This is a genomic window from Sulfurimonas sp., assembly GCF_041563035.1.
Classification (GTDB): Bacteria; Campylobacterota; Campylobacteria; order Campylobacterales; family Sulfurimonadaceae; genus Sulfurimonas.
Genome location: NZ_JBFFNS010000003.1, coordinates 175,965 through 187,149, shown reverse-complemented (window position 1 = coordinate 187,149; position 11,185 = coordinate 175,965). Strand labels below are relative to the sequence as shown.

Below are 11,185 nucleotides of genomic sequence, written 5' to 3'. Positions count from 1 at the left end.
CTTAGTTTTCAATGATCTCAAACAATCTCAAAAGCTTCAACTCGAAGTCTCTCCAGGCCTTTTAAACAAGGTCTCTTTGTTTGTGGATGGGAATTATAGGGGGTTGTTGCTTAGAAGTTTCTTAATCGGTTGGGAAGTTTTGGAGAAGTTTTGTAATTGTTTTTAGTTGTAATTGGTTTGTGCATTAAACAGCACAAATCCAACCGCCACCAATTAGCCTATTATCGTCATAAAAGACAGCTGCCTGACCAGTTGCTACACCATATACACTCTCTTTTAATGTAACTGTTGCTTTGTTTTTTTCAATCTTAACATGACAAGGTACAGCTATTGTTCTATATCTTAACTTAACAGTAGTATCAAACTCATCTAATTCATTAAACATATTAAGATGTTCTATAGTTACACTATTACATGCAAGCTCTTCTTTTTTACCTACAGTTATTTGATTATTTTTAGCATCTATGTTCAGTACATAGTGAGGTTCGTGTGCGCCTTTTACTGTAAAACCTTTACGTTTTCCAATTGTATAATGCATATAACCTTTATGTTGACCTACTACATTTCCTTCTTTATCAAGCACATCACCACTATTATCAACATTTACATAATCTTTTAATAAGTCTGTATATGTTGTTTCAACAAAACATATCTCACTTGATTCACCTTGAGATGCGAAAGACTCTAAGCCTTTTATAGATGCAGCAAACTCTTTTATATCACTTTTATGTCTGCTTCCAAGTGGAAAAATAAGTTTTGACAAAATATCTTTTTGAACGTAAAATAGAAAGTAACTCTGATCTTTAGTATCGTCTTCTGCTTGATAGAAGTATTCTCCATCTGTTTTTATATAGTGTCCAGTTGCTACATAATCTGCTTCAATGGAGTCAGCAAATTTAACCATCTCACCAAACTTTAGATTTCTATTACATAAAGCACATGGATTTGGCGTTTTACCCTCTGCATATGTATCTATAAATGGTTGAAATACTTTTTCATTAAATATATCTTGCAAATCTAATACATGAAGTTTCATTCCAACAAAGTCTGCAGCTTTTTGCGCTCTTGCCAAATGTATTTCATGGTAACCTGGTTTTGAGTGAAGTTTCATATATAAGCCTTCTACATCATAACCATCTTTCTTTAGTAATAGAGCTGATACGGTTGAATCAATTCCACCACTCATACCTACTAATACTTTTTTAGTTTTATTCATATCTATATATCTTTGTATTTTATATTTTTGTTTGTAGAAAACTCTGATAGTGACCTGCAGTATTGAGAATCTCCAAGGCCAACATCCTTAAGCATCTCAATCTGTTCTAACAATGATTGCTCAATTTCCTCAACTACTACTTTCAAATCATCAGTCAATCTGATCATTTCAAAGTCTACCTCATCTATCATGCCACTCTTTAGCATCTTATTCTCTATAAACTCCATAAGTGGTTTATAAAAATCTACACCAACTACAAAAACTTTAACACCTGTAACTTTTCTTGTTTGAATAAGAGTTAAAGCTTCAAATAGTTCATCTAGAGTTCCATATCCACCTGGGAATATAACATATGCGATCGAATATTTGACCAACATTACTTTTCTTGAGAAAAAATAATCAAAGCTTAACTCTTTTGTTGTGTATGGGTTTGCTGTTTGTTCAAAAGGGAGATCGATGTTTAGACCTATAGAATCAACATCTGTATGTTTATGAGCACCTCTGTTTGCACCTTCCATAATTCCAGGTCCACCACCTGTCATTATATTAAAGCCACGAGAACCTAACATAGAAGCTAATTTTTGAGCTTTTCTATAGTAAGGATCATTTTTTTTTGTTCTTGCGCTACCAAATATAGTAACCGTTGGTCCTAACTCACCAAGTTCATCAAAACCTTTTACAAAATCAGCAATAATTTTAAAAACACTCCAAACATCAGCTGACTTTATATCTTTTATGTATTTTTTTGCTAATTCATCTTTATTAGCTTTCATTTTACGCCTTAAGTTGAGTTAATCTCTCTCTTTTTGTTCCGATAGATGTAATTTGAACACCAAAGTTACCGTCTACAATTACAACTTCACCTTGTGCTATCACATGATTATCTACTAAAATATCCAAAGGATCGTTTGCTAGCTGATTTAACTCAATAACAGAACCTATATCCATATTTAAAACATCTTTAAGAAGCATCTTTTTCTTACCTATTCTTACTCTAACCGGCAGTTTAACATCCATGATAAGAGAGATGTTATTCATCTCTTCGCCACTTAACTTAATATTAGAACTATAATCATCACCCATTGATGACATAGCTGATGACACACTATCGCTACTTTCTTCTGAAGTATTACCTTCTAACCCATTATTAAGCTTTTCATCCAAAATAAACATAAACAGAGAACTCAGTTCACCTATAATAAATTTATACACGTACATTTTGGCGTATTCTTCTAGACTTACTTCTGCATCATCTCCGATAAATTCTATACTGTCTATTTTAAATGATAAAACAGGTATCTCTTTTTGTGCAGAAAGAGAATTACCGATAGCACCAAAGATATTTGATATTATCTCCTTTGAAGCATCTAGATCATCATCGCTTACATCATCTCTATCACTTGCATCTTCACCCATCATCATATCTGATAGAGACGCAGCAAGATTTGGGGTAAGAGCAACCATGGCTGTAGCATCAATATCACCGCTAACACTTAGTTTAGCAAGTACAATAGGAGGAATAATATTTGATATGATACTTAAACTTTGTTCCTCTTTCATCTCCAGTGTTGGGGCTTGTCCAACCAAGGCTTCTACTGTACCAATTGTTTCATCTTCAAATAGTTTCATAAAATCATTCATCTATTTATTCCTTAATTAATATCATTAACTATATCTTGAACTCCAGAGATTTTTTCATGTCTCATATTTTCAAAATTTTCTAATGCACGTTTAACGGCATCTTTTTCTGTATCTATTACTTCTGAAACTTGTATAGATTTTCTAAATCTTCGTAGTCCTATTTCACCGCGAAATCTTTCTTTCCCGTCTATACTAACCGTTACAATATCATCAGCTGCACTGGAAAGTCTTACAACATCACCGATTTGAAGGTCTAAAACATCTCTCATTGTAAGTTCAGCATTGCCTAGGTTCGCTTCTACGTTTACCTTTGCACCACCAAGTAAAACTTGTAGTTCGGTATTTCTACTTTTTTTAGAACTTGTTTCATTTAGCATCAGATCTCTACTTGCCAACTTTGGAAGTATAGGTTCTAGAGATATAACCGGATAACAAATATTCATCATACCAGAGCTATGACCAATAATAATCTCCATTACAACCATAACAACAATCTCATTTTGTGCAACAATTTGAACAACGTTAGGACTTGATTCTTTAGACTCAACAGTAGGATAAATCTCCATAACAGGACCCCAAGCCTCTTTTAGTGTACTCATCATTACACGTAAAATAGTCTCAAAAAGACTTAATTCTATGTCTGAGAATTCTCTACTGGCATCAAAAGGTTCACCTTTACCACCTAAAAGACGATCTAACATAGGAAAAGCAATAGATGGATTTATCTCTATTACACCACTTCCCTCTAAAGGTTTTACTGAGAAAACATTAAAACTCGTCGGATTCGGAAGTGACATAAGAAACTCACCGTAAGTCATCTGATCAACTGAATGTAGTTGAATTTCAACAATTGAACGCATAATAGAAGATATCTGAGATGCAAGCGAACGAGCCATCTTGTCATGAACACCGCGAAATGCACGTAGTTGCTCTTTTGAAACCCTATTTGGTCTCTTAAAGTCGTACAGCGTTACTTGTCTTTGTGGAAGCAGATTGTCATCTGAACTCTCTAAGACATCATCACCTTCATCTTCAACAACATCAAGTAGTGCATCAATCTCTTCTTGTGAAAGTATATCTGCCATATTATGCCCCTACACTTTCTTTAATTTTATGAATCACTGATTTATGAATCTGTGAAATTCTAGACTCAGTGATATCTAAAATCTCACTTATCTCTCTAAGTGTCAACTCTTCAAAGTAGTAAAACTGAATAATCAACTGTTCCCTTTCATTATATCCTGATAGAACTTTTTTAATTACAGCCACAAGCTCTTCTTTTTCAATCAAAGCTAATGCTGCCCCTTCGTCACCAACTTGAAGTTGATCATGTAGAGGCATAACTGTGTAAATAGTAGAAGCTATTCTGGCATCGTGAATCTTTTCTTCAGTCTCATCAAGCATCTCTGCCAGTTGCGCATCCGTTGGTTCTTCTTCATTAGTCAGTCTATGCTCTTCAACTGCATAGTCTATAGCTTTTACAAGTTTTCTACTCGCACGAGACAAGATATCTAAACTTCTTAAATAATCTAGCATTGCCCCGTAAACTCTTTTTTTGGCATATCCCCAAAAAGAGTCGTTTAACTTCTCATCATATCTTCTAGCTAGTTTAATTAATTCTTCTGTACCTATAGCTGAGAGGTCCATATAGTCAATTGAACTTGGGAGCCTCTCTTTTAGTCTAAATGCCATAGCTTTAACAGCAGGTAAATACTGAATAGCTAGTTCATCTTCTTTGTGTTTGATATCTTGCGTATATGCAGAAATCATGATTTTTGTCCTGGCATCTCTTGAGAATTCATCTTTATTGCAGCGTCTGTGATTTTATATACAGAGTCAATAAGCTTTTCTCTTTTGTTTATCTCTTTTACAAAAAGATCTAGTTCTCTTTCATGTGCATCTTTAGGGAACGAATATGATTTTGCAGTGATAGTTCTAAAGTACAATGCAATTATGACATGAGAAAAAAGGTAAAAGAATGCAGTAATAAAAAAGGTATACGTGAGTAAGCCTTCAGCATCAAAAGATTTTAATACACCGAAAATAATTCCGACAAAAAAGCCTTGAACTGTAAAAAAATATACAAAGTTTTCACCTAACATCCATGTACCCCAAAAATAGACTTAAAAATGTCCCATTAAGCGTTTAAATAGCCCCGTTAATCCACTCTCATTTGGACTAACGAGCATATTTCGTTCCAATCTACTTGCAATTTTACTTGCTATAGCCGTTATATCAACATGAGGTTGAGAATTTGGATAAGAAACACTAAAAAGAGCTCTCCGCTTAATTGAAGAGCTTACTTTTACATCACTATTGATTTTACCAATTAGTTGTAAATCTAATTTATCTCCAATATTTGCTAAAGCAACTTTACGAATCTTATCAAAGACTGCTTCAGCCTCTTTCTCATTTTTTACTTGATTCATAATCAGACCGATATCATTTCTCAAAATTGCAACAGTTTTTATGGTTGCATATGCATCTGTTATAGCCGCTGGATCTGGCACAGTCACAACTATAACATCATCAGCTGCATTTAAAAACATCTGAATATGTTCACCTATTCCAGCACCGGTATCTATAATCATAACATCAAGCTTATCAAGCACTTGGGCTTCTTCCATAAACCTTTTAAAAAGTGCTGCATCTGCATATTTTAGTATTTCATCACCACTCTCACCAGGAATCAAGATCAAATTTCTAGTAATAGGGATAAGGATATCACTAACACTAGCTTCACCCTTTAACACATGAAGGATATTCTTTTTAATCTTTACATTAAACATAACATCTAAATTAGCTAATCCAATATCCGCATCAAAGATACCTACATTTAGACCACTCTGAGATAAAACGTAAGCAAGGTTAGAACTTATGGTGCTCTTACCTACTCCACCTTTTCCACTCGTAATAGCAACAAATCTAGTTTTCTTAGATTTTTTTTGTGAGTTTGAAGCCACAAGTTCTTCTAGTTTCTCAGCCTGATGTCCCATCATGCTTTGCTCCTATTGAAGCCGTTAAGTAGGCAATCTACTAAAAAATCACTACTTGCACATACAAGATCTTCCGGGACTTCTTGTCCTACGGAAAAATAACTTATAGGACTTTTTGTCTCATAAGCAAGTGAGAAAATATTTCCAAAGCCCATAGTCTCGTCAAGTTTTGTAAACATAACTGTATCTACGTTGAGTGTTGAAAAGTTTTCATAAGTAAGTTTTAAATCTTCATACTTAATAGAACTCGGCATTACTAAGACAACATCAATATTGTACTCTGTGTCATTAGCATCTAAACACTCGTAAATTTTTTCTATCTTATTTTTGTCATATGGACTTGAGCCCATAGTATCTATAAGAATGTAGTCACAGTATCTAAGCGAATTTAAAGCAGTTGAAAATTCTGGAGGATCTACTACAGTCTCTATGCCAAGTTTCATCATTCTTGCATATTGCATTAACTGTTCAACTGCACCAATTCGGTAAGTATCTAAAACAACTAGTCCGACTTTATATTTTTTTTGCATTAGGTATGAGTATCTTGCAGCAAGTTTAGCTATAGAAGTTGTTTTACCAACTCCTGTAGGGCCGACAAGCATAATGACTTTTTTGGTTCCTGGTGTAGGTACACTCTCTCTTCTGATAGGAATCATTTTTCTAAGAAGAGTTTGAAAATACCTCTTAACAGTTGATGAGTTTTCTCTCATCTTTAGTGGCATATGCTCTAAAGTCATTCGCATAATTCCATCAAGATGGTCTCTATCCATACCACTTTGAGATGCCAGCCTATATATCTCAGCAAACTCTGATGGTATTTGATGCTCTAAATCTGGTGCTTTTTCATCCCAAAACATATTTTGAATTAGTTTTACTTTATCACCAAGTTTATTTATCTCTGATTTTATCTCTTTTAACTCTTTTGGCTCATAAGAACTAGCAGTTTTTCTAGGAACACCATATTCGTAAAGGGGATCTGTTACATTTGCTATTTCTGATATTTGTGCGGCTGCACTAGAGATATCATAAAGAACATCTTCACTCTCTTGTCTTAATGGCTTTTGTTTATCCAATGGTTTTGGTTTATTCGGATAACTGGCATGAATATCATTACCGTCAATACCAATAACGATCTCATATAGAGGCTCTCTACCAAGTGCTTTTTTCTGAATCTCTCGAGTCTCAATAAGCATACCATCATCACCTACCTCTAGCTTAGCTTTTTTTAGAGCTTCGGAAGGTGTACGACCTGTAAATGTAAGTATTTTCATCTATCTATATCCATCAATGGAATCATTACACTCTCTCTCTCAAACCAACTTGCATGTGGTATTGTAAGTCTATCTGTTTTAATAAATCTATTATCAAAGAAGATGATATCCAAATCTAAAGTCCTTGGAGCATTTGCAAAACTTCGTTTGCGTGCAAATTTTTTCTCAACTCTGTGTAAATACTCCAAAAAAGCTAACGGTTGCATGCTTACTTGGAGTACAATGATTGAATTTAAAAAATCATCCTGATCCATAAAACCAAATGGAGGATTTTTCAAAATCAACGATGTTTGTAAAAGCTCAACTCTTTTATCTCTTTTAAAAAATGCATAAAGACGCTCAAACCTTCGTTTAACATCTCCAACATTTCCACCTATTCCCACTGTAACTCTGTAGCGATGAGAACTTTTGGATCTAAGCATAGACCCAAAATGTAAGCCTTTAAAGGTCGTTAAACTCTCATTAAGCCTACGCTTTATATACATGATTACTGAGCTGCTGTCGCTTGTTGTTGCTTTTGCATCTCTTGAGCTGCTTGCATTTCACCCATAATCTGTAACATACCAACCATTGCAAGGTGGTAACCAAAAGGACCAAAACCAACAACAGATGATGTACAGACAGGTGCAATCATATTTTCTTTTCTGAATTCTTCACGACGATGGATATTACTAATATGAACTTCTATTGCAGGAAGACTAACTGCTGAAATAGCGTCTCTGATAGCTATTGAAGTGTGAGTATATGCTGCAGCATTGATAATAATACCATCAGCATCTCCATAACATTCTTGAACTTTATCTACGATCTCGCCCTCTAGATTACTTTGAAAAAATTCAATTTCTATATTATTTTGAGTTGCAAATTCTTTCATTTGAGCGTGAATCTGCTCCAATTTCATTGGACCATATATATTTTGTTCACGAACACCAAGCATGTTTAAGTTTGGACCCTGGATAACTACTACTTTCATTTCTTACCTTTTTTGTAAATATTAAAACTTTTAAGGAGATATTCTATCTAAAGTAATATTAAAAAGAGTTACGCAAAATCAATACTGTTCTTTTTTCTCTACTAGATTTTCACAATCCATAATCATGTCATATAAGTCGATATCTCTACCAGACAGACTGCATACATTTTTACCAGTAGCATCTACAAATATAAAGGCTTCTGATTCATGAAATTTCTTACTCATATATTTTGAAAAAATTACATACTCAGCACTCTCTAAATCACACAAAGTTTTGGATATATGTTTAAACTTATCACAGCTTTTTACAAGCTTTTTTATTGACAAAACCTCACTCTGCAGACTATTTTTAAGAACATCTGTTAAATCAACCAGTTCTTCTTCCAAATTTTCAAATTTTATAAACTGACTCATCATAATCTCCTTTATTAATCTCTTTAATTTGATTATATCATACTTATATTTTTCTATCTATAAACTTTAAGAATGTTTGAACTTATTTTATCGTAACATCTTATAATAACAACTAATAAATCAACCTGAAGAAAGAGAAAATTATGACTCAAAATCATTATAATGTAATTGTAATTGGCGGGGGTGTCTCCGGTGCTGCCCTATTTTATGAACTCGGCCGCTATACTGACATAAAAAACATATGTTTACTGGAGAAATACGGCTCCCTAGCGTCATTAAACTCGAATGGATCTGCTAACTCACAAACAATTCATTGTGGAGATATTGAAACAAATTACACATTAGAAAAAGCTGCAAAAGTTAAAAGAACAGCCAAAATGGTAGAAAAATATTGTCTTCAATACGGCTACGAGAATAAAGTCATTTTTTCCCACCAAAAAATGGCTTTAGGAGTCGGTTACGAGGAAGTAGACTATATAAAAAACCGTTACAAAGAGTTTAAATCTCTTTACCCATATTTAGAATTTTACACAAAAGAACAGTTGGCTGAAATAGAACCTGCCGTTATTTTTGACAAAGATGGAAAAGAGCGCCCTGAAGATATAGTGGGCATGGGTGCAAAAGGTGAATATACTACTGTTGATTTTAAAGCACTTAGTGATACGTTCATAGATAACACTCTTAAGATAAAAGACAAAGTAACTGATATTTTTTTCAACAATGAAGTAAAAAATATTCAAAAGATTGGAAGTACCTATCATATTGAGACAACAATGAGTCAGTTTACTGCAGATTTTGTTGTTGTAGATGCAGGGGCGCACTCTCTATATCTTGCGCATCAGATGGGTCATGGACTAGATTATGGTTGTCTTCCGATGGCTGGTAGTTTTTACATGGGAAATCGTAAGATTTTAAACGGTAAAGTTTATATGGTTCAAAACCCTAAACTCCCTTTTGCCGCACTTCATGGCGATCCGGATATTTTGGTAAGCGGCTTCACAAGATTTGGTCCTACTGCACTTATGCTGCCTAAACTTGAACGTTTTAAACCTGGTACTTACATAGACTTTTTCAAAACATTAAGACTTGATTTTACCGTTATTAAAATATTTTATGACTTATTTAAAGATTCTGATATCCGAAACTATGTACTTAAAAACTTTATGTTTGAAGTTCCATTTATTAACAAAAAACTATTTCTTCAAGATGCAAGAAAGATTGTCCCATCTCTTAGTGACGAAGATATATCTTATGCTAAAGGTTTTGGAGGTGTCAGACCTCAAATACTTGACAAGAAAAACCAAAAACTTATGCTTGGCGAAGCTTCAATAAATACTGGTGAAGGAATAATTTTCAACATGACACCATCACCGGGAGCTACATCTTGTCTTGGTAATGCTGTTCGTGATGTAGAAGCGATATGTGAGTATCTTGGATTCAGTTTTGATAAAGAACGTTTTGATGACGAGTTAGTAGAAGAACAAACTATACAAGGGGATGAAATATGACAAATGAGAATAAAACAAGAAAAAAACTTTTATATATAACTGATCAGCAAGAGTATACAGACCATGGAACTATCGGTCCATTATTTAATGGATATCTCAAAGAGTATTATGATGTAAATATTGTTTATTTTACAAAGTTTAAGAATAGTTTTCAGTCAAAAGGCACAGACTATGTAATTCCACAACAGTATAAAAAAGAGATATCATGTTATATGGATTCCAAAGGCGTTGATCTTTCTTCATATGACTATGTATTTGTTCGTAACAAGCCTGATATTTTAAAAAATATTCTTGAGAGTCGTGAAAAGTATGGATATAAGGTGGGGTATAGACTCTCTTTTCCAAAAAAAGAAGAGATATATGAGGCGCATAAAGCAAAGAATAGTAACTCAATTATGGCTACTGTGAAAAATTACTTTACAAAACAAAGCAAAAAAAATCTTCTATCAAAATGTGATATTTTCATGCCAACATCTAAAGATATGGAAGATACTTTTTATGCTGATACTGGTGTCAGAAGTTTTCCTCTACCGGCAGGACTAGATCCAGCAAGAATCACACCTCACCGCAAGTCAGATGGAGAGAAACGCCACTTTATCTATGTTGGAACACTAGACGCACTTAGAGAGTTTGAAAAAGTATTAGTTGCTTTTACAAAAGTTCACTCAGATAACTGGCATCTAAACATCTCAACGTTAGATTCTGAATTTGCGAGAAATGTAATGCAAAAATATCCTACGATCAGTGATAAAGTAAGTATTTTAAAAGCGGACAGTTTCAATGAACTTATAGGTCAAATAGATGATTGTGATGTTGGTATTGCTCTTCTTCCTGATATTCCGATCTATTCTACGGCAATACCTGCAAAGACCATGGACTATTACACCTGCGCTATTCCAACACTACTGACTGATAATGCAAAAAATCGTACATTGTTTACTGATGATGATGCTCTGTTTTGTAACTTTGAAAGTGATGAGATCGTTGAAAAACTCGAAATGATTATAAATATGTCAGAAGAAGAAATTGCAAAAATGGGACATGCCGGACAAGAAAAATTGCTCGCGCATAAAAGAAACTATGAAATTATGGCAAAAGAGCTTTATGAAGAGCTAGAATCACTTTAGAGTGATTCTTAATAAGCTTTTCATGGCTTATTTAATATA

The 11,185-nt window shown here is 33.9% G+C and carries 13 protein-coding genes; 2 read left to right on the top strand and 11 right to left on the bottom strand.

From position 1 onward, the window contains the following. Window positions 1-184: 184 nt before the first annotated feature. From mnmA to ABZC13_RS04260, 11 genes are all read right to left on the bottom strand, one after another. Complete coding sequence (mnmA, locus tag ABZC13_RS04310; protein WP_373000599.1) at window positions 185-1,216, bottom strand: tRNA 2-thiouridine(34) synthase MnmA; 1,032 nt, start codon at window positions 1,214-1,216, stop codon at window positions 185-187. 2 nt (window positions 1,217-1,218) lie between these two features. Then, window positions 1,219-1,989 carry a TIGR00730 family Rossman fold protein gene (locus tag ABZC13_RS04305; RefSeq protein ID WP_373000596.1) on the bottom strand — a complete coding sequence of 257 codons (771 nt, stop codon included), beginning with the start codon at window positions 1,987-1,989 and terminating at the stop codon, window positions 1,219-1,221. 1 nt (window position 1,990) lies between these two features. Beyond that, window positions 1,991-2,857, bottom strand: a complete 867-nt coding sequence (gene fliY, locus ABZC13_RS04300) for a flagellar motor switch protein FliY (RefSeq protein WP_373000592.1) — start codon at window positions 2,855-2,857, stop codon at window positions 1,991-1,993. Window positions 2,858-2,868: 11 nt separating this feature from the next. After that, window positions 2,869-3,942 carry a flagellar motor switch protein FliM gene (gene fliM / locus ABZC13_RS04295; protein WP_373000590.1) on the bottom strand — a complete coding sequence of 358 codons (1,074 nt, stop codon included), beginning with the start codon at window positions 3,940-3,942 and terminating at the stop codon, window positions 2,869-2,871. Between the two features lies 1 nt (window position 3,943). After that, entirely contained in the window at window positions 3,944-4,627 is a 684-nt protein-coding gene (locus ABZC13_RS04290; RefSeq protein ID WP_373000586.1) for an RNA polymerase sigma factor FliA, read from the bottom strand. Then, window positions 4,624-4,959 (bottom strand): hypothetical protein, encoded by a 336-nt coding sequence (locus tag ABZC13_RS04285; RefSeq protein ID WP_373000583.1) that lies wholly within the window; start codon window positions 4,957-4,959, stop codon window positions 4,624-4,626. The genes ABZC13_RS04290 and ABZC13_RS04285 overlap by 4 nt, the downstream gene beginning before the upstream one ends. A gap of 21 nt (window positions 4,960-4,980) precedes the next feature. After that, entirely contained in the window at window positions 4,981-5,856 is an 876-nt protein-coding gene (locus ABZC13_RS04280) for a P-loop NTPase (RefSeq protein WP_373000580.1), read from the bottom strand. After that, the gene (gene flhF / locus ABZC13_RS04275) at window positions 5,853-7,124 is read right to left on the bottom strand and encodes a flagellar biosynthesis protein FlhF (RefSeq protein WP_373000577.1); all 1,272 of its coding nucleotides are present in this window, start codon (window positions 7,122-7,124) and stop codon (window positions 5,853-5,855) included. Before flhF ends, ABZC13_RS04280 begins: the two co-directional genes overlap by 4 nt. After that, complete coding sequence (gene folK / locus ABZC13_RS04270) at window positions 7,121-7,546, bottom strand: 2-amino-4-hydroxy-6-hydroxymethyldihydropteridine diphosphokinase (RefSeq protein WP_373000574.1); 426 nt, start codon at window positions 7,544-7,546, stop codon at window positions 7,121-7,123. The genes flhF and folK overlap by 4 nt, the downstream gene beginning before the upstream one ends. A gap of 65 nt (window positions 7,547-7,611) precedes the next feature. Continuing rightward, on the bottom strand, window positions 7,612-8,097 hold the full coding sequence (aroQ, locus tag ABZC13_RS04265; RefSeq protein ID WP_373000571.1) for a type II 3-dehydroquinate dehydratase: 486 nt from the start codon (window positions 8,095-8,097) through the stop codon (window positions 7,612-7,614). 78 nt (window positions 8,098-8,175) lie between these two features. Continuing rightward, window positions 8,176-8,511, bottom strand: a complete 336-nt coding sequence (locus tag ABZC13_RS04260) for a hypothetical protein (RefSeq protein ID WP_373000569.1) — start codon at window positions 8,509-8,511, stop codon at window positions 8,176-8,178. A gap of 143 nt (window positions 8,512-8,654) precedes the next feature. Between ABZC13_RS04260 and ABZC13_RS04255 the strand changes: the two genes are divergently transcribed. Further along, the gene (locus tag ABZC13_RS04255; protein ID WP_373000566.1) at window positions 8,655-10,019 is read left to right on the top strand and encodes an FAD-dependent oxidoreductase; all 1,365 of its coding nucleotides are present in this window, start codon (window positions 8,655-8,657) and stop codon (window positions 10,017-10,019) included. Continuing rightward, on the top strand, window positions 10,016-11,146 hold the full coding sequence (locus ABZC13_RS04250; protein ID WP_373000563.1) for a glycosyltransferase: 1,131 nt from the start codon (window positions 10,016-10,018) through the stop codon (window positions 11,144-11,146). Before ABZC13_RS04255 ends, ABZC13_RS04250 begins: the two co-directional genes overlap by 4 nt. The last annotated feature ends 39 nt before the right edge of the window (window positions 11,147-11,185 follow it).

Coding starts and splice junctions, on each gene's coding strand:
- flhF (WP_373000577.1), bottom strand. CDS start 7,124: ATGAAAATACTTACATTTACAGGTCGTACACCTTCCGAAGCTCTAAAA.
- ABZC13_RS04290 (WP_373000586.1), bottom strand. CDS start 4,627: ATGATTTCTGCATATACGCAAGATATCAAACACAAAGAAGATGAACTA.
- ABZC13_RS04255 (WP_373000566.1), top strand. CDS start 8,655: ATGACTCAAAATCATTATAATGTAATTGTAATTGGCGGGGGTGTCTCC.
- ABZC13_RS04285 (WP_373000583.1), bottom strand. CDS start 4,959: ATGTTAGGTGAAAACTTTGTATATTTTTTTACAGTTCAAGGCTTTTTT.
- ABZC13_RS04250 (WP_373000563.1), top strand. CDS start 10,016: ATGACAAATGAGAATAAAACAAGAAAAAAACTTTTATATATAACTGAT.
- folK (WP_373000574.1), bottom strand. CDS start 7,546: ATGCTTAGATCCAAAAGTTCTCATCGCTACAGAGTTACAGTGGGAATA.
- ABZC13_RS04280 (WP_373000580.1), bottom strand. CDS start 5,856: ATGATGGGACATCAGGCTGAGAAACTAGAAGAACTTGTGGCTTCAAAC.
- ABZC13_RS04260 (WP_373000569.1), bottom strand. CDS start 8,511: ATGAGTCAGTTTATAAAATTTGAAAATTTGGAAGAAGAACTGGTTGAT.
- ABZC13_RS04305 (WP_373000596.1), bottom strand. CDS start 1,989: ATGAAAGCTAATAAAGATGAATTAGCAAAAAAATACATAAAAGATATA.
- fliY (WP_373000592.1), bottom strand. CDS start 2,857: ATGAATGATTTTATGAAACTATTTGAAGATGAAACAATTGGTACAGTA.
- fliM (WP_373000590.1), bottom strand. CDS start 3,942: ATGGCAGATATACTTTCACAAGAAGAGATTGATGCACTACTTGATGTT.
- mnmA (WP_373000599.1), bottom strand. CDS start 1,216: ATGAATAAAACTAAAAAAGTATTAGTAGGTATGAGTGGTGGAATTGAT.
- aroQ (WP_373000571.1), bottom strand. CDS start 8,097: ATGAAAGTAGTAGTTATCCAGGGTCCAAACTTAAACATGCTTGGTGTT.